The organism is Escherichia coli (genome assembly GCF_036503815.1).
Classification (GTDB): Bacteria; Pseudomonadota; Gammaproteobacteria; order Enterobacterales; family Enterobacteriaceae; genus Escherichia; species Escherichia coli_F.
This window is the reverse complement of sequence record NZ_AP027764.1, coordinates 2,882,103-2,903,136: the sequence shown is the minus strand read 5'-3', so window position 1 is coordinate 2,903,136 and position 21,034 is coordinate 2,882,103. Positions and strand designations below refer to the sequence as shown.

Genomic DNA, 21,034 nt, shown 5'->3' with positions numbered 1-21,034 from the left:
TAAACTGCGCTTCGGCGCAGTTTTCATTTACAGGGTGTTACAAGGGAAAATGCTGAGGCAAAAAAAGCCCGCCAGTTACGGCGGGAAACCTCATCCTATGGGAGAACAATGAATAATGAAATTGCGGGGTTATCATCGCCCAGTATACCCATGCTAACAATAAGGTTATCTACTCAACCAGGCATAAACATTTTGTTCTGTATATGGGAACAGCATTAAGGTGTAAAGGGGGAGGGAGAAATAGCAATGCGTCGCATCAGCAAGAATGCTCGCCGCGCTTACTAAACGTGGATGAGAGGAATGAAAAATTCAAGGCAGAGATGGCTCTGCCTTAAAGATAAATACGCTTTTACAGCGGGTTTATTTCAGCTCTTCAGCTTCCGGTAAAGTCACGTTCAGCTCAAGAATAGAAATATCGCCATCTTTTTGCTCAAGCTGTACGGTTACCATCTCAGGATCAATTTGTACGTATTTACAAATGACCTCAAGAATATCTTTACGCAACTGCGGTAGATAATGCGGTTCAGCATCGCTGCGACGGCGTTCAGCAACAATAATCTGCAGCCGTTCTTTTGCAATGTTGGCCGTGTTTTTCTTCCGCGAGAGAAAGAAATCGAGTAATGCCATAACTTATCCTCCGAACAAGCGTTTGAGGAAGCCTTTCTTCTCTTCTTCAATGAAGCGGAAAGGACGTTCTTCTCCCAACAGACGTTCTACGGTATCTGCGTAGGCTTTACCCGCATCGGCGTTAATGTCGAGAATGACCGGTTCACCCTGGTTAGAGGCGCGCAATACTGATTGATCCTCAGGAATCACGCCGACGAGTTTGATGCGCAGGATCTCCAGCACATCTTCCATGCTCAACATGTCACCTCTGCTCACGCGGCCTGGGTTATAGCGCGTTAACAGCAGATGCTCTTTAATAGGCTCTTCGCCATTTTCTGCGCGGCGTGATTTCGACGCCAGAATGCCTAAAATACGGTCAGAGTCGCGTACTGAGGAGACTTCCGGGTTGGTGGTAATAATGGCTTCGTCTGCAAAATAGAGTGCCATTAACGCACCGGTTTCAATCCCTGCCGGGGAGTCACAAACGATAAATTCAAAGTCCATCGCTTTCAGATCATCAAGAACTTTGGCGACCCCTTCACGGGTAAGGGCATCTTTATCGCGTGTTTGCGATGCCGGAAGAATATAGAGATTTTCAGTACGCTTATCTTTAATTAACGCCTGATTTAGCGTTGCATCGCCCTGAATGACGTTGACGAAATCGTAAACGACCCGGCGTTCACAACCCATAATCAGGTCGAGATTACGCAGGCCGATATCAAAATCTATCACGACAGTTTTCTTTCCCTTCTGGGCCAAACCAGTGGCGATGGCCGCGCTGGAGGTTGTCTTTCCAACACCCCCTTTGCCCGAAGTAACAACAATAATGCGTGCCATAGAAATTCCTTGTTAAAAAGGGATCAATTTAACGGTTGAACGGTCAAAGCGTTTTCGACTAACTGTAGTCGCGCTGCTTTGCCATAAAATTCTGCTGGGATTTGATCACTCAGCCAGTATTCACCTGCGATGGACACCAGTTCCGCCATCAGGTTCGTACAAAATATTTGCGTTTCCCGGTCACCACTTGCCCCTGCCAGCGCACGACCGCGCATCATGCCATAAACATGAATGTTACCATCGGCAATCAATTCGGCCCCAGCGCTAACGTGGCTTGTAACAATCAGATCACATTGTGGAGCATAAATACGCTGACCGGAACGCACCGGGGTATCTATTAAACGCGTTTTTGTGACCGGCGTTGTATTTTGCGCTGGAGCCTGCGGTGCGGGAGCTGGACGCGGCGCTTTTTCCTTTCCTTCCGTCAGGATAGGCAGCCCCATCTTTTCAATTTCGGCTTTAAGTTGCGCATCTTTGCAGCCACTTACGCCAATAACCCGCAAACCGGTTGCCGAAACAGCCTTATGCATCGCTGACCAGTTTACCGGGTCTTCAAGTGCACTGACGTTGAGTACAACAGGGGCATGTTTTAAAAATGCGGGGGCCTGAGCGATTTTGTCTTCCAGCGCCTGATGAATAACCTTAGGTTCTGCCTCATGCAGATGAACCACAGATAAAGTGAAGCTACTGCCTTTAAGCTCGATTGGCGTGTTTGACATCCTGGCCTTACTCAATTAGCTATTAATCATCGCCAGCGCGCGATGATGTTCCGAAGACTATAAGGCATGTTATAGTCTGGATTATATTGAGGCAAGTCACCCTCCCATTTATTCAGAGTAAAAGTCTATTCTGTGATAAATGGCGCTGATTCATAGCTTAAAAAATACCCTTGTCAATCAACCTATTGCCGTCGTACTTTTGATTGTTCTTATTTACGCTTCCTTTTTCCGCACCCTAATCGTGACAGCATCTTCAGACCTGTTTAAATATCCAGTATTGAGACGAGTGTATTTTTTCACCACGCCAGGCTTTCTTAACTTTCCATTTTTTGCAGCATCATTAAAGAACAGATACCCGTTATCTTAATATCCGCCACAGAATTGCTCTATCATAGAAACCGCAGAAGACGTCTGATACTTCTGTCAGGTCATCGTAACTCGTCCAGGTCAGCGGTTTTGATTACGGATTGATGATGAAATGAGCATAAGTGTTGTACGGTTGGATTATCAGGATGTGCTATGAATATGATGCGTATTTTTTATATCGGATTGTCAGGTGTGGGGATGATGTTCTCATCAATGGCGTCTGGAAATGACGCTGGCGGACTTCAATCTCCGGCGTGCGGCGTTGTTTGCGACCCGTATATTTGTGTGAACTCAGATGGCATTTCCCCAGAGTTAACAAGGAAACATCTCGGCGAAAAAGCCGCTGAAAACTTACAATCATTACAAGGCTACGATCCCAGCGAATTTACATTCGCTAACGGTGTATTTTGCGATGTTAAAGAAAAATTATGTCGTGATGATCGTTATTTTGGTGTGAATGGTAAGCGGAGTGGAAAAATCAATCAAACCACCACAAAGATGTTATTTATGTGTCGTGAGTGATGTCTTGTTTACATTATGTTCTATTCGTCATTAACCTCTTAAGCGACAGAGAGGAGTGGGGCGTTAACGTTTATGACGGGGAGAGTCCCCGTCGATTGACATTTACTTAATTTGAATATCGACGTTATATTTTTTAGTTTTGTTTTTACGGGCGTCGTTTCGGGTTTGCAGCACTCGCAGCTCATATTTGCCAGAAGCAGGGAGTGCGTATTGTCCGTGACTATCGAGTTCTGGGGAATATCTGGATAAATCAACAGAATCATCGATCCCTGGTCCGAAGAGGTAAGTATCAGCGCCTTCATTAGAGATACTCACATGCACTTTCTGGCCTTTTTTGGCATAGAAGGTATATGTATCGTAATCATATCCCTTTATTTCGCCGGAGTACTGAGCGCTGCTATGACCTTTTCTGAACTCAACATTGACATTCTTACCTGCAGCAAAGCTCGTAGAGGTTAGCAGTGCAAGCAGCAATACACCCTTACTGATGCCCTTGATTTTCATAGGTAGTCTCCTGTTCAGAATGAGTACGATTAACTGTTATAATATAACAATTCCTTACGGGGGAATTCCAGTGGCTTTCCTGTATTCGGTAAAATCCTGGTGCGGTATTCTTGCCGGGGATTACTTATAAAGGGCGCATGGATTGAACAAACCGCAGAAATCTACAGCTGGCTGGCTTGTGGCGCGGGTTTCATTGATGTTAGCTTATGCCAAAACTGGCATTTTAAAGAGTAAATGTATGTTTTGTGTGATTTATCGAAGCAGCAAGCGTGACCAGACCTATTTATATGTCCAAAAAAAAGACGATTTTTCGCGTGTTCCTGAGGAACTGATGAAAGGTTTTGGTCAGCCTCAGTTAGCGATGATTCTGCCGCTGGATGGGCGGAAGAAATTGGTCAATGCCGATATTGAGAAGGTTAAACTGGCATTAACCGAGCAAGGTTACTATCTGCAGTTACCGCCACCCCCCGAAGATTTGCTGAAGCAACATCTTTCCGTAATGGGGCAGAAAACAGACGACACTAACAAATAACCGATATCCGGCGGTGGCATTATCTTTGTCGGCGCGGGTTTTCATATCCACGATAAGTGAGGGGAACATTATGTATCAACATCACAACTGGCAAGGTGCGCTGCTGGATTATCCGGTGAGTAAAGTAGTCTGTGTTGGCAGTAACTATGCCAAACATATTAAAGAGATGGGCAGTGCAGTGCCCGAAGAGCCAGTGCTGTTTATTAAACCAGAGACGGCACTGTGCGATCTGCGGCAGCCATTGGCGATCCCATCCGATTTCGGTTCAGTTCATCATGAAGTCGAACTGGCGGTGTTGATTGGCGCGACGCTACGTCAGGCTACGGAAGAGCATGTCCGCAAAGCCATTGCCGGTTACGGCGTGGCGCTCGATCTGACATTGCGTGATGTTCAGGGAAAAATGAAGAAAGCCGGGCAGCCGTGGGAAAAGGCCAAAGCGTTTGATAACTCTTGTCCGCTATCCGGGTTTATTCCAGCGGCGGAATTCACCGGCGATCCGCAAAATACAGTGCTGGGCCTGAGCGTCAACGGCGAACAACGCCAGCAAGGTACGACTGCGGACATGATCCATAAAATCGTTCCGCTGATCGCTTATATGAGCAAGTTTTTTACCCTCAAGGCCGGTGACGTTGTGCTGACAGGCACGCCTGATGGCGTCGGCCCCTTGCAAAGCGGTGATGAGCTGACGGTTACTTTCGATGGACATTCTTTGACAACTCGCGTTTTGTAATACTTTTTGCCGCCTGAAAGCGGCGGCAAAACTTGCATCGCTGTGCCAGACTGGTTATAAGGTGCGTTTTAACGTAATGGCGGAACACCTGATGAGCGATGTACCTTTCTGGCAAAGTAAAACCCTGGACGAAATGAGCGATGCGGAATGGGAGTCGTTGTGTGATGGTTGCGGTCAGTGTTGTCTGCATAAACTAATGGACGAAGACACCGACGAAATCTACTTCACTAACGTCGCCTGTCGCCAGCTCAATATTAAAACCTGTCAATGTCGGAACTACGAGCGTCGTTTCGAGTTTGAACCCGACTGCATTAAACTAACCCGTGAAAATCTGCCAACATTCGAATGGTTGCCAATGACCTGCGCTTATCGCTTGCTGGCGGAAGGTAAAGATTTACCTGCGTGGCATCCGCTGCTTACTGGTTCGAAAGCGGCAATGCATGGCGAACGTATCTCTGTGCGTCATATCGCAGTGAAAGAATCAGAAGTGATTGACTGGCAGGATCATATCTTAAATAAACCTGACTGGGCGCAGTGATAAATTTAATAGATGTTGATGGGGGCTTTCTTAATATACGTCTGGATGCTCGCCATTTCGTAGCCCTGTTTTTGAAAGCGCTCTGTCATAATGAGAGTTACCCGATACCTTATTATTAACAGGTAACTCTCAATCTTTAAAAAACGTCTGTATTTTTAAATGTGATAAACTTTATACCTTGAGTACATGGAGAGAATAATCGCTTATCAGACTTCAGGTACCTCAAAGAGTGTCTTCTTACCGTGTCTTTTCTGATACTCATTACAGGTGTTAATCATTTTTTTTGCCGCTTCTTTTAGCAAAGAAAGCATTAAATCATCATAATCAACGTAGAATCTGGTTGTTTCAGTTTCCGTTTTTATCTCCCCGATGGCGGCTATTTCGGTGGTTAATTTCAATTTGGCAGCATCGATATCTTTATTCGCTTGTTTAACCGTGTTAGACAGGGTGGTAAAGAAACTCTGCACAGATTTTAACTTGTTCTTCAATTCTGGAATCAGTTTCCCTTCAACTACGCCCGCAGCAATAGAATAGGAAATGATTAATCCAAATGGACCGGCGACGACACCGGCTGCGGCACCGGCATACGCTTCCTTCCTGATTTTATCTACCTGTGACTGGAAATAGCTGCTTTTTTCTGAAAAATCATTGGTTAACTGGCTATCTAACGCCAGCAGTTTTCCGGAAGCGTTGTTGAAACTTTGTGAGCTTACCAGCAGAGATTTTTGCGCTTCATTCAGCTTCGTGATGCCGTCATCCAGTACCTTAATGAGAATGTCTTTCTGGGCGGATGCTTTCTTCTCATTGTACTCATCAAATAGCAAAATATATGCTGCGAGCAATTGCGTCGCAACACCACACCATTCATACACCGTTTGGGTTGCTTCAAAATACTTATCCTGGCTATCCATAAGTAAGGTTTTAATATCGCCAACTAAAACGGAGGCTGCCTGTGAATACTCCTGTTTAAAGCGACTTAGCTCTTTTATGGTTTCATCGAAGGTCTGCCAGGGGATGACCTGATCGAGATATTTATTATAAAGGTCTAATGCTCCATCTGCGGTTTCGATTGCGTTTTTAACTACCTCTACCGTTTTATCTGCAACGATTTCAGTCATAATCATTCGCCTCTTTAAATATATAAATTGTAATGAAACTCCTGTTTTACAACTATTAATGAATTTTACTTCATCTAATTCATAGTTAGCCGGGCGAGATGCGTCAATGTCTTTATTTCTATTAATATGATAAATATCAAACAATGTTTAATGTCATTATGGCGAATGCTTCTATTCTATTTTTAGCCGGGTGATATTTTTCATTTCTGCTGGATGAGCGTCGTCGCCAGAAGGCCGCGTGAGCACAGGATAAGAGAACGAAAAATCAGCAGTCTATGCAGCGACAAATATTGATAGCCTGAATCAGTATTGATCTGCTGGCAAGAACAGACTACTGTATATAAAAACAGTATGACTTCAGGCAGATTATTATGTTGTTTATCAAGCCTGCGGATCTCCGCGAAATTGTGACTTTTCCGCTATTTAGCGATCTTGTTCAGTGTGGCTTTCCTTCACCGGCCGCAGATTACGTTGAACAGCGCATCGATCTGAATCAACTGTTGATCCAGCATCCCAGCGCGACTTACTTCGTCAAAGCAAGTGGTGATTCTATGATTGACGGTGGGATTAGTGACGGTGATTTACTGATTGTCGATAGCGCTATTACCGCCAGCCATGGTGATATTGTCATCGCTGCTGTTGACGGCGAGTTTACGGTGAAAAAATTGCAACTACGCCCGACTGTGCAGCTTATTCCCATGAACAGTGCATATTCACCCATTACCATCAGTAGCGAAGATACGCTGGATGTCTTTGGTGTGGTGATCCACGTCGTTAAGGCGATGCGCTGATGTTTGCCCTCTGTGATGTAAACGCTTTTTATGCCAGCTGTGAGACGGTGTTTCGCCCTGATTTATGGGGTAAACCGGTGGTTGTGCTATCGAATAATGACGGTTGCGTTATCGCCCGAAACGCTGAGGCAAAGGCGCTGGGCGTTAAAATGGGCGATCCCTGGTTCAAACAAAAAGATCTGTTTCGCCGCTGTGGCGTGGTTTGCTTTAGCAGTAACTATGAGCTTTACGCCGATATGAGCAATCGGGTGATGTCGACGCTGGAAGAGCTATCGCCCCGCGTCGAGATTTACAGTATTGATGAGGCATTCTGCGATCTGACCGGTGTGCGTAATTGTCGCGATCTGACTGATTTTGGCAGAGAAATTCGCGCAACGGTGCTACAACGTACCCATCTTACTGTTGGTGTGGGGATCGCCCAGACCAAAACGCTGGCTAAGCTTGCCAATCATGCGGCAAAAAAATGGCAGCGGCAGACGGGTGGGGTGGTGGATTTATCAAATCTGGAACGCCAGCGTAAATTAATGTCTGCTCTCCCCGTGGATGAAGTCTGGGGGATTGGACGGCGGATCAGCAAAAAACTGGACGCGATGGGGATCAAAACCGTTCTCGATTTGGCGGATACAGATATCCGGTTTATCCGTAAACATTTTAATGTCGTGCTCGAAAGAACGGTGCGTGAACTGCGCGGTGAACCCTGTTTGCAACTGGAAGAGTTTGCACCGACAAAGCAGGAAATTATCTGTTCCCGTTCGTTTGGTGAACGCATCACGGATTATACGTCGATGCGGCAGGCCATTTGTAGTTACGCTGCCCGGGCGGCGGAAAAACTTCGCAGTGAGCATCAATATTGTCGGTTTATTTCCACGTTTATTAAGACGTCACCATTTGCGCTCAATGAACCTTATTACGGCAATAGCGCGTCGGTAAAACTGCTGACGCCCACTCAGGACAGCAGGGATATCATTAACGCCGCTACGCGATCTCTGGATGCCATCTGGCAAGCGGGCCATCGCTACCAAAAAGCGGGCGTGATGCTGGGGGATTTCTTCAGTCAGGGAGTCGCGCAGCTCAATTTATTCGATGACAACGCACCGCGCCCCGGGAGTGAGCAATTGATGGCGGTAATGGATACGCTAAATGCTAAAGAGGGCAGAGGAACACTCTATTTTGCCGGGCAGGGGATCCAGCAACAATGGCAGATGAAGCGTGCCATGCTTTCACCACGTTATACAACACGAAGTACGGATTTACTGCGGGTCAAATGAACATAGCGGTAGCAAAAAGCGCTCCCGCAGGAGCGCCAAATGGATTAGCGACCGAACAGGTCACGTTTTTTCGCTTTAAACGGCTGGGAAATCACCACCAGCACCGCGACAATCAGGTAAGCGATAAAAATACCGAGCAGCCACTGCGGCATTTCCAGACCTAAAAATTCCCACTGACGCTCGGCGCAATCGCCAGAGGCGACAAACACTTGCGGCACCCATTTATCCAGCGGCAGCCAGTCAGGGAAACGAACCATAAAATCACAGGTCGCAAACGGCGAAGGATAGAGCTGAAGCATGGTGTGCTCGTAAGTTAACTGCACACCGCGGAACGCACTATACAACCAGATAATCATCGCTACATAACGCAGCGGAGTTTTCGGGGCGATCGCGCCAATCAGCGCAGCACCCAGAATGCCGAATAATGCGCAGCGTTCATAAATACAGAGCACGCAAGGTTTCAGTAACATCACATGCTGGAACCACAGCGCCGTCAGTTCCAGTGCCAGAGCGGTAAACGCCATCAACAGCCACGCGCCCCGACCTTGTGAACATTGATTCAAAAATCGCAACATAATCATTTCCCTGCAATATGCATAGAGTGCGCAGTTTAAACCAATTCATTCGCTGCGCCACCAGGAGGCAGCAAAAATAGGAGGTAATTGGACAATTATCGGGCGAAAAGGCAAACCGGGCATTTATATGCCCGGTAAGTTGTTATCAAAGCGTTGCTATCCAGCCCATTTGCATAAACCATTCGGTTACAGGGGCAAGCGTAAACTCAACACAGAGTAACCCGACAACCGTTAGTACGAGGGTGTAGGGAAGAGCCATCCATACCATGCGACCATAAGAGAGACGAATCAATGGCGCGAGTGCGGAGGTCAGCAGGAACAAGAACGCCGCCTGGCCATTCGGCGTCGCGACGGAGGGGAGGTTGGTCCCGGTGTTAATGGCGACGGCCAGAAGTTCATATTGCTTCAGTGTGATAACGCCACTCTCCATGGCTGCCTTTGCTTCGTTGATATAGATCGTTCCCACGAAGACATTATCCGAAATAGATGACAGCAGGCCGTTAAAAATATAGAACAACGACAGCTGGGCGTGCTCCGATGCCTGTAGGACAAAATGAATAATTGGTGAGAACAGTTGCTGATCAATAATTACCGCGACGACCGAGAAAAAGACAGTCAACAGTGCGGTGAATGGCAGAGATTCGGTGAAGGCTTTACCGATAGCATGTTCATCAGTGACACCAGTCAATGATGTCGCCAGAATAATGACCGACAAACCAATCAGGCCAACTTCCGCCAGATGCAACGCCAGCGCAGTCACCAGCCAGACGCCAATAATCGCCTGGACAATCAGACGAATTTTATCCTGACGGGTACGCTGGTGGCGACTTTGATCGTCAAACTGTTGCAGCACTTCGCGGACTTTCTCCGGCAGCGTTTCGCCGTAGCCAAACCAACGTAGCTTCTCCACCAGCAGGCAGGTCAACAGGCCACAAATCAGAACTGGAACGGTCACCGGCGACATGCGCAGGAAGAAATCGCCAAAATGCCAGCCAGCCGCTTTAGCGATGATCAAGTTCTGTGGTTCGCCCACCATGGTCATCACGCCGCCTAATGCGGTGCCGACACCTGCATGCATCATCAGGCTGCGCAGAAAGCCACGGAACTGTTCCAGAACCACTTTGTAATGCTTGTCGATATGACTATCGTCTTGCAGGTCGGTATCTTCGGTACGGGAAGAGGCAACGCGATGATAAATACCATAAAAACCGACTGCGACGCTGATCACCACCGCCACGACGGTTAAGGCATCGAGGAACGCGGAGAGGAACGCCGCCGCCATGCAAAAAGAGAGCGACAGCAGCATTTTGGAGCGAATGCTTAGCAGCAAACGGGTAAATATGAACAGCAACAGCTGTTTCATAAAATAGATACCCGCCACCATAAACATCAGTAACAGCAAGACTTCAAGATTTGCCGCCACCTCTTCACGAACATGTTCCGCGCTGGTCATGCCGATGAATACCGCTTCGATAGCCAACAGACCACCGGGGAGCAGCGGATAGCATTTGAGGGCCATCGCCAGAGTGAAAATAAATTCCGCCACCAGCAGCCAACCGGCAACAAAGGGGCTGATGATGAAAATTAACGGATTAAGAATTAAGAAAATAATGAGGGCGAGTTTGTACCAGTCGGGGGACTGGCCCAAAAAGTTGCGCCATAGGGCACGGCCCCAGGAGATCTCCATGATGGTTTCCCTTACCTTAGAAATAATCAATGATGTTTTTATCTTAGAACGCAAAGCTTAACGGTCAGGAGGGGATCGAGGCAAGTGTTGATGGTCTGGAGAAAAGAGATGTAGAAAATGAAGCCTTGATCCCTTTTTTCTTCTTTTTGTCTGCTATCAGCGTAGATAGCCCTCTGGTATGATGAGTCCAACTTTGTTTTGCTGTGTTATGGAAATCTCACTATGGTCATTAAGGCGCAAAGCCCGGCGGGTTTCGCGGAAGAGTACATTATTGAAAGTATCTGGAATAACCGCTTCCCTCCCGGGACTATTTTGCCCGCAGAACGTGAACTTTCAGAATTAATTGGCGTAACGCGTACTACGTTACGTGAAGTGTTACAGCGTCTGGCACGAGATGGCTGGTTGACCATTCAACATGGCAAGCCGACGAAGGTGAATAATTTCTGGGAAACTTCCGGTTTAAATATCCTTGAAACACTGGCGCGACTGGATCACGAAAGTGTGCCGCAGCTTATTGATAATTTGCTGTCGGTGCGTACCAATATTTCCACTATTTTTATTCGCACCGCGTTTCGTCAGCATCCCGATAAAGCGCAGGAAGTGCTGGCTACCGCTAATGAAGTGGCCGATCACGCCGATGCCTTTGCCGAGTTGGATTACAACATATTCCGCGGTCTGGCGTTTGCTTCCGGCAACCCGATTTACGGTCTGATCCTTAATGGGATGAAAGGGCTGTATACGCGCATTGGTCGTCACTATTTCGCCAATCCGGAAGCGCGCAGTCTGGCGCTGGGCTTCTACCACAAACTGTCGGCGTTGTGCAGTGAAGGCGCACACGATCAGGTATACGAAACAGTGCGTCGCTATGGACATGAGAGTGGTGAAATTTGGCACCGGATGCAGAAAAATCTGCCGGGTGATTTAGCCATTCAGGGCCGATAATCCCTTCCGTTTAAAAAGCAAACCCCTCAAACGAGGGGTTTTTTGTTGTTTTTACAGATTTCCCATTCTCGGCGGGCAACGTTCCAGCAACTCGACGCTGCCGTCTTCGTTTTGCTGTTCCAGCATCACATCAAATCCCCACAGGCGATGCACATGCTTCAGCACTTCTTTGCGCCCCCGATCCAGCGGTGCGCGATTATGTGGAATGTAACGCAGCGTCAGCGAACGGTCGCCGCGCAAATCCACGTTCCAGATCTGAATATTCGGCTCCAGATTACTTAAATTATATTGCGACGATAACCGGTTACGGATCTCCCGATAACCTTCTTCATTATGAATAGCGGAAATCTCCAGATAATTATGCCGATCGTCGTCCAGCACGGTGAAGAAGCGGAAATCACGCATCACTTTCGGTGACAGGAACTGACTGATAAAGCTCTCATCTTTGAAATCACGCATCGCAAAATGCAATGTGTCCAGCCAGTCAGAACCGGCGATATCCGGGAACCAGTATTTGTCTTCTTCCGTTGGCGACTGACAAATCCGTTTAATATCCTGGAACATGGCGAAACCAAGCGCATACGGGTTTATTCCGCTGTACCACGGGCTGTTATAGGGCGGCTGGAAAACCACATTGGTGTGGCTGTGCAAAAACTCCAGCATAAAACGTTCCGTCACTTTCCCTTCATCATACAGATGGTTAAGGATGGTGTAGTGCCAGAAGGTCGCCCAGCCTTCGTTCATTACCTGAGTCTGTTTTTGCGGATAAAAATACTGGCTCACCTTACGCACAATACGCAGAATTTCACGCTGCCATGATTCCAGTAGGGGTGCATTTTTCTCCATAAAATAGAGCAGGTTTTCTTGTGGCTCGGGCGGATAGCGGCGCGCTTCAGCAACTGTTTTCTCTTCCTCGCGCTTCGGCAGGGTACGCCAGAGCATATTGACCTGACTTTGCAGATACTCTTCGCGACTTTTCTGCCGGGCTTTTTCTTCTTGCAGCGAGATTTTTTGCGGGCGTTTGTACCGATCCACACCGTAGTTCATCAGCGCATGACAGGAGTCAAGAAGCCGCTCGACTTCATCTACGCCATAACGTTCTTCGCACTCGGTAATATATTTACGGGCAAAAATCAGATAATCGACAATCGAACTGGCGTCGGTCCAGCTACGGAATAAGTAATTGTTTTTGAAGAAAGAGTTATGCCCATAGCAGGCGTGGGCCATCACAAGTGCCTGCATGGTGATAGTGTTCTCTTCCATCAGGTAAGCGATACACGGGTTAGAGTTAATGACGATTTCATAGGCCAGTCCTTGCTGACCGTGCTTATACAGCCGTTCAGTCTCGATAAACTTTTTACCGAATGACCAGTGTGGATAGTTAATTGGCATGCCGACGCTGGAGTAGGCATCCATCATCTGTTCTGAGGTGATCACTTCAATCTGGTGCGGGTAGGTATCCAGCCGATAGAGTTTCGCTACCCGGTCTATCTCTGCCAGATAAACATCCAGCAGGTCAAACGTCCAGTCGGGTCCATCGCTCAAACGTGTGGTGTCCTTATTCATAGAATCGATCGTCGCCATACGCGCACCTCATTGTTGTCGGTGCTCTCTGTGTGGAACACCTCATTTCAAGCATAGAACACCTGTTAAAAACCGCGTCGCCGAAGAATTTTTTTCTTTGCGATTTCTTATTATCAGAGTGCCAGTAATTCGCTTCTGAGCGGAATTTTATGCTGGTTAAAAAGGGTGTTCAGCAGGAGATACTAAAGATGCCATATTGCTGCAGAGTCAGGGAGATGTGAGCCAGCTCACCATAAAAAAGCTGTATGTTGAATAATATTTTCAACTGAGTTATCAAGATGTAATTAGATTATTATTCTTTTACTGTATCTACCGTTATCGGAGTGGCTATGCGAGTTGTCATACTGGGAAGTGGTGTGGTAGGCGTTGCCAGCGCCTGGTACTTAAATCAGGCAGGACATGAGGTCACCGTCATTGATCGGGAGTCAGGAGCCGCCCTGGAAACCAGTGCTGCGAATGCCGGGCAAATTTCCCCCGGCTATGCTGCGCCGTGGGCAGCGCCAGGTGTACCTTTAAAAGCGATTAAATGGATGTTCCAGCGCCATGCACCGCTGGCGGTTCGTCTCGACGGTACGCAGTTCCAGTTGAAATGGATGTGGCAAATGTTACGTAACTGCGACACCAGCCACTACATGGAAAACAAAGGGCGGATGGTGCGTCTGGCGGAATACAGCCGTGATTGCCTGAAAGCATTGCGCGCCGAAACCAATATTCAGTATGAAGGGCGTCAGGGTGGGACGCTGCAACTGTTCCGTACCGAACAACAGTATGAAAATGCCACTCGCGATATCGCCGTGCTGGAGGATGCAGGCGTACCGTATCAACTGCTGGAATCCAGCCGCCTGGCGGAAGTGGAACCTGCGTTGGCGGAAGTGGCGCACAAACTGACGGGCGGCCTGCAGTTACCCAATGACGAAACCGGAGACTGCCAGCTGTTTACCCAGAATCTGGCGCGGATGGCAGAGCAGGCGGGGGTTAAATTCCGCTTTAATACGCCTGTTGACCAACTGCTTTGCGACGGCGAGCAGATCTATGGCGTGAAGTGTGGTGATGAAGTGATTAAGGCCGATGCGTATGTGATGGCGTTTGGTTCTTATTCGACGGCGATGCTTAAAGGCATTGTTGATATTCCGGTCTATCCGCTGAAAGGCTACTCGCTGACCATTCCGATTGCGCAAGAAGATGGCGCGCCGGTGTCCACCATTCTTGATGAAACCTATAAAATCGCCATTACTCGTTTCGATAACCGCATTCGTGTTGGTGGAATGGCGGAAATTGTTGGCTTTAACACCGAGCTGTTGCAACCGCGTCGTGAAACGCTGGAGATGGTGGTTCGCGATCTCTATCCACGCGGCGGTCATGTCGAGCAGGCGACATTCTGGACTGGTCTGCGCCCGATGACGCCAGACGGTACGCCGGTTGTGGGGCGTACACGTTTTAAAAATCTGTGGCTGAATACCGGTCACGGTACGCTCGGCTGGACGATGGCTTGCGGTTCCGGTCAGTTGCTAAGCGATCTGCTTTCTGGCCGTACGCCAGCGATCCCGTATGAGGATTTAAGCGTAGCACGCTACAGCCGTGGATTTACGCCATCACGCCCGGGCCATTTACATGGCGCGCACAGCTAAGGAAACGAGATGACCCGTCCGATACAGGCCAGCCTCGATCTGCAGGCATTAAAACAGAATCTTTCCATTGTCCGGCAGGCCGCGCCGCACGCGCGTGTCTGGTCGGTGGTAAAAGCGAATGCTTACGGGCACGGTATTGAGCGTATCTGGAGCGCGCTAGGGGCTACCGATGGCTTTGCATTACTTAATCTGGAAGAGGCAATAACGTTACGTGAGCGCGGCTGGAAAGGACCGATCCTGATGCTGGAGGGTTTTTTCCATGCACAGGATCTGGAGATTTATGACCAGTACCGCCTGACCACCTGCGTCCACAGCAACTGGCAGCTCAAAGCACTGCAAAATGCGCGGTTAAAAGCGCCGTTGGATATTTATCTTAAAGTGAACAGTGGGATGAATCGGTTGGGCTTCCAGCCCGATCGTGTGCTTACCGTCTGGCAGCAGCTGCGGGCGATGGCGAATGTTGGCGAAATGACTCTGATGTCGCATTTTGCCGAGGCGGAGCATCCTGAGGGGATTGCCGGCGCAATGGCGCGTATTGAGCAGGCGGCGGAAGGGCTGGAATGTCGGCGTTCATTGTCCAATTCGGCGGCGACTCTGTGGCATCCGGAAGCGCATTTTGACTGGGTTCGGCCTGGCATTATTTTGTATGGTGCTTCGCCGTCGGGTCAGTGGCGCGATATCGCCAATACCGGATTACGTCCGGTAATGACGCTAAGCAGTGAGATTATTGGTGTCCAGACGCTAAAAGCGGGTGAGCGTGTGGGCTATGGCGGTCGCTATACTGCGCGCGATGAGCAACGAATCGGCATTGTTGCCGCAGGATACGCCGACGGTTATCCGCGCCACGCGCCTACCGGTACACCTGTTTTAGTCGACGGCGTGCGTACCATGACGGTGGGGACAGTCTCGATGGATATGCTGGCGGTCGATTTAACGCCTTGCCCGCAGGCGGGTATTGGTACACCGGTTGAGCTGTGGGGCAAGGAGATCAAAATTGATGATGTTGCCGCCGCTGCCGGAACCGTGGGTTATGAGTTGATGTGCGCGCTGGCGTTACGGGTCCCGGTTGTGACGGTGTAACTTGTTGTAAGCCGGATTGGAGGCAGTGTCTTCTGGTTGCAAAAAAATCATCCATCCGGCTGGTCAGCAACTTTCGCTGTTAATGTGACAGAGCCATTTTCCATGATAGTGCCCATTAAAATGATGGACACTATTTCCCCGGAACCTGAGCTCACCGCACAGGCGTTCTACATAAAACGCTTACGCTTCATTGTTGACTCGAACTCGACTTCAGATAAATCACGCTTTACCCTTAATGCAGATTCGGGTTCATGTTCAGAATGTTGATTAACAGGCTGCGAGTCCTGTTGTCTTTCCAGACTCAACAGGCCCAACTGCTGATCCAGGAGCTCCAGGTCCTCCTGTACCTTCACGCGCTCCAGGAGTACCGGATCCTCCAGGTGCTCCAGAGCCATCAGGTCCTCCAGCTCCTCGAGTCCCTCCAGGTCAAACTGGCCTTCCTTGCGCAAAAAGTCTAAAAGGTCCGACAGGCCTTCCTGTTTTTTCAGGCCCTCAACGGCTTTGAGCAGCGTCGGCAAATTGTCTGTGTCCCAAGGGTTACTGTTACAGTCAAACAACTTCAGGCTACGGGGCTGCGGCACCGGTATCGTTTTAAACTGGTTGTGACCACAGTAGTATATTATTAGCTTGGGCGGCAGCCGTGGTGAAGAGAGCAAATCGTTACAAGAACAGTCAAATACTTTCAGGCGAGTCAGGCTCTCCAGCATCTCATCAGGTATGAAGCTAATACAGTTGTCAGCACAGCGCAGTGTATACAGGTACTGAGGCATCGACGGCGGTAAAAATTGCAAGAAGTTTTCAGAACAGTCAATCACTCTCAGGTTAGGCGACAGCTCAGGTAGCCAGATAATATAGTTTTCACAGCACTTCAGTATCATCAGTTTCGGGGGCTGCACCTTTGGTAACAAGATCAAAACGTTATCCATACACTCAAGCACCCTCAGTTCCTTCGGCAACATCTTCGGTAACGCGGACAACACGTTATTATTGCAGTAAAATTTCATCAAAAGTGGAGGCAAATTTTCAGGGAGTGAGGTCAATCCAAGGTCGCTAAGATTGAGCATAATTTGTCTATTTATGAGACATTCCTTCATTCTGCGCAATGCCTCTGCCCGGTTTTCAGTTCGGATTGCTGGCAGGTTTTCTTCCAGGATATTTTTCAGGATTTCTTTCACGTCTTCTTGTGATATTTCTGGCACTTTTTTTTGCAGGATTTCTTGCTGGGTTTCTTTCAGAGTTTCGTGCAGGTTTTCTTGCAGACCATCTTGCTGTATAGCCCATGTGCACCATTCGGCGACCAACCTGAACTCGTTATATTGCGGATCCGGAGGGGCCTCCAACGTGATGGTAATATTGTTTTCCATCTGTATTTTCACTTTGTCCGCGTTACTGAGGTCAATGATCCTCTGGGGGGCATCACCCCAGCGAAATTTTTGCGGGCCGAGATACTGCATGTTCCGCAAAAGATGATTCTTGAATTCCACCGTCAGTAAGCGCCGCCCTGACGGGTGTACGCCTGTGTTATAGGAAGATGGGGCGAATAGGCGTATGTCTTTAATGCTGGCCATAATGCTACGTATCCTTGAAATAAATATCCTCTGGCAGCGCCGGAGACGTGAATGTGGTCACCGCAAAGGTGCCACAAAACGTCATTTGCGCTGATATAACGACTCATCGTTGACTTTTTCCCTGGTCAGAAATGCCGTGTCGGGTCTGGTACATGCGTAACAGACCTGAATCAGTTTTATTACGGCCCAGGCAGCTCTGACGTATTAGTGAAAATACGAAAGCGAACGACCCGGAAATAATCGTTATTAAGCAAAGTAATAACTATAAGAAATCGCTCATGCATCCGGTGCTACAGGCGGATGAAACGCCACTGCAGATACAGGGCAGCCTGAAACGCGTATTCTGTGGGCTACGTCAGCGCGGCAGGTTGCGTGGGGGAATATGTTCGGGCGATGTCAGGCAGGGGCCCCTGATGGTTGACGGGTATACCGGTAATGCGGGGCTGGTTATTCTTCACCTGTTGCAGTCAGAAGAAGCCCTTACGCTGACTTTCTTGAGCCGGTGTTTTGAATTTATTAGCCAGAGCCTGCAATGGTTTGTCATCCATAATTTAACCTTCTTCTGATGTTGGTATGAGCATATCAAAATCAGGAAATGACAAGTTTATATGCAGGCTCAGGCTGCGTTGTGCAAAGCATCGCATCCGGGGATAGATGCTGCATTAAATTTAAGATTCAGCTTCCTCTTCAGCCACCCGTACGCCAATCTTCAACACTTCATTATCTTCTTTCTCGGCCACCGTCCAGATCATCCCGGCAAACTCTACCTGGTCACCGACAACCGGTGCCGCGCCTAACAACTGCTGGACAATTTCACCCAGCGTTTGCTGCTTATCGCGATATTCTCGCCCATCTTCCAGGCCATATATCAGCGCCACATCAGCATATTTGGCACTGGCTTCGAGAATGAAGTCACCAAAGAAGCGTTGATCCAACGCGACCGGCGGCGACTGGCTAAACAGTTTACCGAGTGCCGGGAGATCGCGTTCCCGACCAATTACACACAACACATCACCTTCGCGTAGTCGGGTGCTGCCGGTGGGATGAAGCAATTGATTATCACGAAACAGTGCCGCAATACGTGTCTCTTTTGGCATATGCAGATCGCGCAGTGCCGCACCTACACACCATTTATCGGCACTCAACTGATAAACAAACTGCTCCCACGGATTTTCCGGGTGAATATCCAGGCCAACGCGCGACACCGGACGTCCGACGGGCGGAACCACCACTTTGGCCTTTTTCGCCGCCCACGAGAGTGATGTTCCCTGCAATAGCAGTGAAACCAGAACCACAAAGAAGGCGACATTAAAGAACAGTCGCGCATTCTCCAGCCCTGCCATCATCGGGAATACGGCCAGGATGATTGGCACCGCGCCGCGTAATCCCACCCAACTGATAAACACGCGCTCACGTAGATTAAAACCGCGGAACGGTAGCAATCCGGCAAATACCGAAAGAGGACGAGCGAAGAATATCATCCATGCGGACAAAATGAGCGCCGGAATGGCAATAGGCAGTAGATCGCTTGGGTTAACCAACAGCCCCAGCACCAGGAACATGGCGATTTGTGCCAGCCAGGCAAGGCCGTCGAAATTTTGCAGAATGCCGTAGCGGTTGCGAATTGGCCGATTACCCAGCAGAAAACCGCACAGATAAACAGCCAGAATACCGCTGCCTTCCAGCGCCGTGGTTAAAGCAAAAATTAAAATACCGCCACTTAATGCCAGCAATGGATATAAACCGGCGGGCAGGGCGATGCGATTAATCATTTGCAGCAGTAAATAACCACCGCCAAGACCGATGACAATCCCGAGGCCAAATTGCTGCAGAATATCGACCACGAACATCCAGCTGACACTGCTTTCATGCTGCTGGATCATCGCAATCAGGGTAATCGTCAGAAAGACCGCCATTGGATCATTACTGCCGGATTCAATTTCCAGCGTCGAGCCAACGCGTTCGTTAAGCCCCTTACCACCCAGCAGAGAAAATACCGCCGCAGCATCGGTGGAGCCGACGATAGCGCCGATTAATAAGCCTTCAATCAAATCAAGATTAAACAGCCACGCCGCCATCATGCCGGTTAAACCGGAGGTGATAAGTACGCCCAGCGTCGCCAGTGACAGCGCCGGTCCTAGCGCTACGCGAAAGGAGCTGGCCTGAGTGCGCATCCCGCCGTCGAGCAAAATAATCGCCAGCGCCAGGTTACTTACCATGTAGGCGAAGGGGTAATTATCAAACGGGATACCGCCGACGCCATCGACTCCCGCCAGCATGCCGATCGCCAGGAAAATAACCAGAATAGGAATGCCAAGACGGGAAGAAAATGAACTAAGTAAAATACTGCTGGTGACAAGGATGGATCCTAAGATGAAAAGGCTAATTATTGTTGTGGCATCCAACGGTCGGTTACTCCTGATTACGCTGTCTCTTATATAAACCCTACCATATTAGCGGCAGAGACAGCGTTTTACTTAGCCCTGAAGCGTGATTTTTTTACATTTTAAGAACAGGATGACCGCTAATCGTCAACTGAGTGCCTTCCTGGGTGTTATTAAGTATGGCATGTGCGCCCAATGGCAGCGTAACCGTGCGTTGTTCATGACCAAAATCGAGGCCGGTGATAAGTGGAATCGACAGGCGGGAACGCAAAAACGCGTACACAGACTCCAGGTTGTAACCTGCGTCATAATCATTGGGCGTGCTGCCGCTAAAGCTACCGAGAATAATCGCCTTCTGACGTGGCAAAATTCCAGCATGATAGAGCTGCAACAGCATACGTTCGACGCGGAAAGGATGCTCATTAATATCTTCCAGCACCAGAATACCGTTTTCGATTTGCGGCATCCACGGTGTACCAATCAGTGAAATCAGCATCGCGAGATTGCCTCCCCATAACGTGCCTTCGGTCTGACATGTCGGGCCTTCCCCTTGCCACTCAATGGTGAAGGTTTCATTGCGTAACGCCAGCCAGAAATGGTGCTCGGTAAAGGCGTTTAGTTCATCCGCGCCAAAGTTTGCTACCAGCATGGGGCCGCTAAAAGTGATGACATTGCCTTGCGCCAGAAGACCGCACTGAATGGCGGTAAAATCGCTATGTCCGCAAATGAGCAACGGGTCATGTTGTTGGCGAGCCACCAGTGCCTGCCAGTCAATATCCGCCAGTAAACGACTGGCACCGTAACCGCCACGTACTGCCAGCACGATGGTGTTGGGGGTAGTCAGTTTGGTAAGGGAATTGATATCTTCCAGACGCTCCGTTTCCGTACCCGCAAAGCGCTCACAACGACGGGCAATAACCTCGATATTATTGACCTGATGACCCGCGTCGGTAAGGCGCTGGATACCACGCAGCGCATCGTGTTGTTTTATGCAGTAACCCGATGGGGCAATTAAGTGAAACAGAGACATGGCAATTCCTTGCTGACAACAGAAA

Annotated in this window: 21 protein-coding genes and 1 pseudogene; 11 read left to right on the top strand and 11 right to left on the bottom strand. The window is 48.9% G+C overall.

What is annotated here, in order from left to right; genetic code table 11:
* Window positions 1-360: 360 nt before the first annotated feature.
* From minE to minC, 3 genes are read right to left on the bottom strand one after another with little or no spacing between them, the layout of a single operon-like run.
* The gene (gene minE, locus AABJ99_RS13930) at window positions 361-627 is read right to left on the bottom strand and encodes a cell division topological specificity factor MinE (RefSeq protein WP_001185665.1); all 267 of its coding nucleotides are present in this window, start codon (window positions 625-627) and stop codon (window positions 361-363) included.
* 3 nt (window positions 628-630) lie between these two features.
* Complete coding sequence (gene minD, locus AABJ99_RS13925) at window positions 631-1,443, bottom strand: septum site-determining protein MinD (RefSeq protein WP_000101055.1); 813 nt, start codon at window positions 1,441-1,443, stop codon at window positions 631-633.
* 23 nt (window positions 1,444-1,466) lie between these two features.
* On the bottom strand, window positions 1,467-2,162 hold the full coding sequence (gene minC, locus AABJ99_RS13920) for a septum site-determining protein MinC (protein WP_000072536.1): 696 nt from the start codon (window positions 2,160-2,162) through the stop codon (window positions 1,467-1,469).
* A 519-nt stretch (window positions 2,163-2,681) separates the two neighbouring features.
* Here minC and ycgJ point away from each other — a divergent pair.
* Window positions 2,682-3,050 (top strand): YcgJ family protein, encoded by a 369-nt coding sequence (gene ycgJ / locus AABJ99_RS13915; protein ID WP_039021492.1) that lies wholly within the window; start codon window positions 2,682-2,684, stop codon window positions 3,048-3,050.
* Window positions 3,051-3,152: 102 nt separating this feature from the next.
* Here ycgJ and pliG read toward each other — a convergent pair whose 3' ends face one another.
* Complete coding sequence (gene pliG, locus AABJ99_RS13910; protein WP_000693759.1) at window positions 3,153-3,554, bottom strand: g-type lysoyme inhibitor PliG; 402 nt, start codon at window positions 3,552-3,554, stop codon at window positions 3,153-3,155.
* Window positions 3,555-3,792: 238 nt separating this feature from the next.
* Here pliG and AABJ99_RS13905 point away from each other — a divergent pair, with 238 nt between their 5' ends.
* From AABJ99_RS13905 to ycgN, 3 genes are all read left to right on the top strand, one after another.
* Entirely contained in the window at window positions 3,793-4,086 is a 294-nt protein-coding gene (locus AABJ99_RS13905; RefSeq protein WP_039021491.1) for a YcgL domain-containing protein, read from the top strand.
* A 70-nt stretch (window positions 4,087-4,156) separates the two neighbouring features.
* Window positions 4,157-4,816 carry a fumarylacetoacetate hydrolase family protein gene (ycgM, locus tag AABJ99_RS13900; RefSeq protein WP_000284282.1) on the top strand — a complete coding sequence of 220 codons (660 nt, stop codon included), beginning with the start codon at window positions 4,157-4,159 and terminating at the stop codon, window positions 4,814-4,816.
* Between the two features lie 91 nt (window positions 4,817-4,907).
* On the top strand, window positions 4,908-5,354 hold the full coding sequence (ycgN, locus tag AABJ99_RS13895) for a YcgN family cysteine cluster protein (protein WP_001306825.1): 447 nt from the start codon (window positions 4,908-4,910) through the stop codon (window positions 5,352-5,354).
* A gap of 206 nt (window positions 5,355-5,560) precedes the next feature.
* On the opposite strand, the gene hlyE is transcribed toward ycgN, so the two are convergent.
* Window positions 5,561-6,472, bottom strand: a complete 912-nt coding sequence (gene hlyE / locus AABJ99_RS13890) for a hemolysin HlyE (protein WP_001306826.1) — start codon at window positions 6,470-6,472, stop codon at window positions 5,561-5,563.
* A 371-nt stretch (window positions 6,473-6,843) separates the two neighbouring features.
* On the opposite strand from hlyE, the gene umuD reads away from it, so the two are divergent.
* Complete coding sequence (gene umuD, locus AABJ99_RS13885; RefSeq protein ID WP_000897378.1) at window positions 6,844-7,263, top strand: translesion error-prone DNA polymerase V autoproteolytic subunit; 420 nt, start codon at window positions 6,844-6,846, stop codon at window positions 7,261-7,263.
* The gene (umuC, locus tag AABJ99_RS13880) at window positions 7,263-8,531 is read left to right on the top strand and encodes a DNA polymerase V catalytic protein (protein WP_039021490.1); all 1,269 of its coding nucleotides are present in this window, start codon (window positions 7,263-7,265) and stop codon (window positions 8,529-8,531) included. The genes umuD and umuC overlap by 1 nt, the downstream gene beginning before the upstream one ends.
* Before the next feature lie 44 nt (window positions 8,532-8,575).
* Here the strand turns inward: umuC and dsbB are convergent, their stop codons facing one another.
* Window positions 8,576-9,106, bottom strand: coding sequence for a disulfide bond formation protein DsbB (dsbB, locus tag AABJ99_RS13875; RefSeq protein WP_000943444.1), 531 nt, complete (start codon window positions 9,104-9,106; stop codon window positions 8,576-8,578).
* Window positions 9,107-9,251: 145 nt separating this feature from the next.
* Entirely contained in the window at window positions 9,252-10,793 is a 1,542-nt protein-coding gene (gene nhaB, locus AABJ99_RS13870; RefSeq protein WP_000406370.1) for a Na(+)/H(+) antiporter NhaB, read from the bottom strand.
* Window positions 10,794-11,015: 222 nt separating this feature from the next.
* Here nhaB and fadR point away from each other — a divergent pair, with 222 nt between their 5' ends.
* The gene (gene fadR / locus AABJ99_RS13865) at window positions 11,016-11,735 is read left to right on the top strand and encodes a fatty acid metabolism transcriptional regulator FadR (protein WP_000234823.1); all 720 of its coding nucleotides are present in this window, start codon (window positions 11,016-11,018) and stop codon (window positions 11,733-11,735) included.
* A gap of 51 nt (window positions 11,736-11,786) precedes the next feature.
* Here the strand turns inward: fadR and ycgB are convergent, their stop codons facing one another.
* Window positions 11,787-13,319, bottom strand: coding sequence for a SpoVR family protein (gene ycgB, locus AABJ99_RS13860; RefSeq protein ID WP_032183982.1), 1,533 nt, complete (start codon window positions 13,317-13,319; stop codon window positions 11,787-11,789).
* 329 nt (window positions 13,320-13,648) lie between these two features.
* Between ycgB and dadA the strand changes: the two genes are divergently transcribed.
* On the top strand, window positions 13,649-14,947 hold the full coding sequence (dadA, locus tag AABJ99_RS13855; RefSeq protein WP_001266926.1) for a D-amino acid dehydrogenase: 1,299 nt from the start codon (window positions 13,649-13,651) through the stop codon (window positions 14,945-14,947).
* Between the two features lie 9 nt (window positions 14,948-14,956).
* Window positions 14,957-16,027 (top strand): catabolic alanine racemase DadX, encoded by a 1,071-nt coding sequence (dadX, locus tag AABJ99_RS13850; RefSeq protein WP_000197857.1) that lies wholly within the window; start codon window positions 14,957-14,959, stop codon window positions 16,025-16,027.
* A gap of 167 nt (window positions 16,028-16,194) precedes the next feature.
* Here dadX and AABJ99_RS13845 read toward each other — a convergent pair whose 3' ends face one another.
* Window positions 16,195-17,595 carry a hypothetical protein gene (locus tag AABJ99_RS13845; protein ID WP_039021489.1) on the bottom strand — a complete coding sequence of 467 codons (1,401 nt, stop codon included), beginning with the start codon at window positions 17,593-17,595 and terminating at the stop codon, window positions 16,195-16,197.
* A gap of 413 nt (window positions 17,596-18,008) precedes the next feature.
* On the opposite strand from AABJ99_RS13845, the gene AABJ99_RS13840 reads away from it, so the two are divergent.
* Both AABJ99_RS13840 and AABJ99_RS25035 read left to right on the top strand, forming a co-directional pair.
* Complete coding sequence (locus AABJ99_RS13840) at window positions 18,009-18,161, top strand: hypothetical protein (RefSeq protein ID WP_105278678.1); 153 nt, start codon at window positions 18,009-18,011, stop codon at window positions 18,159-18,161.
* A 42-nt stretch (window positions 18,162-18,203) separates the two neighbouring features.
* Window positions 18,204-18,392, top strand: a complete 189-nt coding sequence (locus AABJ99_RS25035) for a hypothetical protein (RefSeq protein ID WP_420106936.1) — start codon at window positions 18,204-18,206, stop codon at window positions 18,390-18,392.
* Here AABJ99_RS25035 and cvrA read toward each other — a convergent pair.
* Window positions 18,330-20,000, bottom strand: a pseudogene (gene cvrA / locus AABJ99_RS13835) (potassium/proton antiporter); the annotation flags it as partial. The gene AABJ99_RS25035 and the pseudogene cvrA sit on opposite strands and share 63 nt — an antisense overlap.
* Before the next feature lie 94 nt (window positions 20,001-20,094).
* Window positions 20,095-21,009 (bottom strand): muramoyltetrapeptide carboxypeptidase, encoded by a 915-nt coding sequence (gene ldcA / locus AABJ99_RS13830; RefSeq protein WP_039021487.1) that lies wholly within the window; start codon window positions 21,007-21,009, stop codon window positions 20,095-20,097.
* Window positions 21,010-21,034: the final 25 nt, after the last annotated feature.

Bases quoted from the DNA above. Each gene is read 5' to 3' on its own strand.
- minE (WP_001185665.1), bottom strand. From the start codon at position 627: ATGGCATTACTCGATTTCTTTCTCTCGCGGAAGAAAAACACGGCCAAC.
- minD (WP_000101055.1), bottom strand. From the start codon at position 1,443: ATGGCACGCATTATTGTTGTTACTTCGGGCAAAGGGGGTGTTGGAAAG.
- minC (WP_000072536.1), bottom strand. From the start codon at position 2,162: ATGTCAAACACGCCAATCGAGCTTAAAGGCAGTAGCTTCACTTTATCT.
- ycgJ (WP_039021492.1), top strand. From the start codon at position 2,682: ATGAATATGATGCGTATTTTTTATATCGGATTGTCAGGTGTGGGGATG.
- pliG (WP_000693759.1), bottom strand. From the start codon at position 3,554: ATGAAAATCAAGGGCATCAGTAAGGGTGTATTGCTGCTTGCACTGCTA.
- AABJ99_RS13905 (WP_039021491.1), top strand. From the start codon at position 3,793: ATGTTTTGTGTGATTTATCGAAGCAGCAAGCGTGACCAGACCTATTTA.
- ycgM (WP_000284282.1), top strand. From the start codon at position 4,157: ATGTATCAACATCACAACTGGCAAGGTGCGCTGCTGGATTATCCGGTG.
- ycgN (WP_001306825.1), top strand. From the start codon at position 4,908: ATGAGCGATGTACCTTTCTGGCAAAGTAAAACCCTGGACGAAATGAGC.
- hlyE (WP_001306826.1), bottom strand. From the start codon at position 6,472: ATGACTGAAATCGTTGCAGATAAAACGGTAGAGGTAGTTAAAAACGCA.
- umuD (WP_000897378.1), top strand. From the start codon at position 6,844: ATGTTGTTTATCAAGCCTGCGGATCTCCGCGAAATTGTGACTTTTCCG.
- umuC (WP_039021490.1), top strand. From the start codon at position 7,263: ATGTTTGCCCTCTGTGATGTAAACGCTTTTTATGCCAGCTGTGAGACG.
- dsbB (WP_000943444.1), bottom strand. From the start codon at position 9,106: ATGTTGCGATTTTTGAATCAATGTTCACAAGGTCGGGGCGCGTGGCTG.
- nhaB (WP_000406370.1), bottom strand. From the start codon at position 10,793: ATGGAGATCTCCTGGGGCCGTGCCCTATGGCGCAACTTTTTGGGCCAG.
- fadR (WP_000234823.1), top strand. From the start codon at position 11,016: ATGGTCATTAAGGCGCAAAGCCCGGCGGGTTTCGCGGAAGAGTACATT.
- ycgB (WP_032183982.1), bottom strand. From the start codon at position 13,319: ATGGCGACGATCGATTCTATGAATAAGGACACCACACGTTTGAGCGAT.
- dadA (WP_001266926.1), top strand. From the start codon at position 13,649: ATGCGAGTTGTCATACTGGGAAGTGGTGTGGTAGGCGTTGCCAGCGCC.
- dadX (WP_000197857.1), top strand. From the start codon at position 14,957: ATGACCCGTCCGATACAGGCCAGCCTCGATCTGCAGGCATTAAAACAG.
- AABJ99_RS13845 (WP_039021489.1), bottom strand. From the start codon at position 17,595: ATGGCCAGCATTAAAGACATACGCCTATTCGCCCCATCTTCCTATAAC.
- AABJ99_RS13840 (WP_105278678.1), top strand. From the start codon at position 18,009: ATGGTTGACGGGTATACCGGTAATGCGGGGCTGGTTATTCTTCACCTG.
- AABJ99_RS25035 (WP_420106936.1), top strand. From the start codon at position 18,204: ATGCAGGCTCAGGCTGCGTTGTGCAAAGCATCGCATCCGGGGATAGAT.
- ldcA (WP_039021487.1), bottom strand. From the start codon at position 21,009: ATGTCTCTGTTTCACTTAATTGCCCCATCGGGTTACTGCATAAAACAA.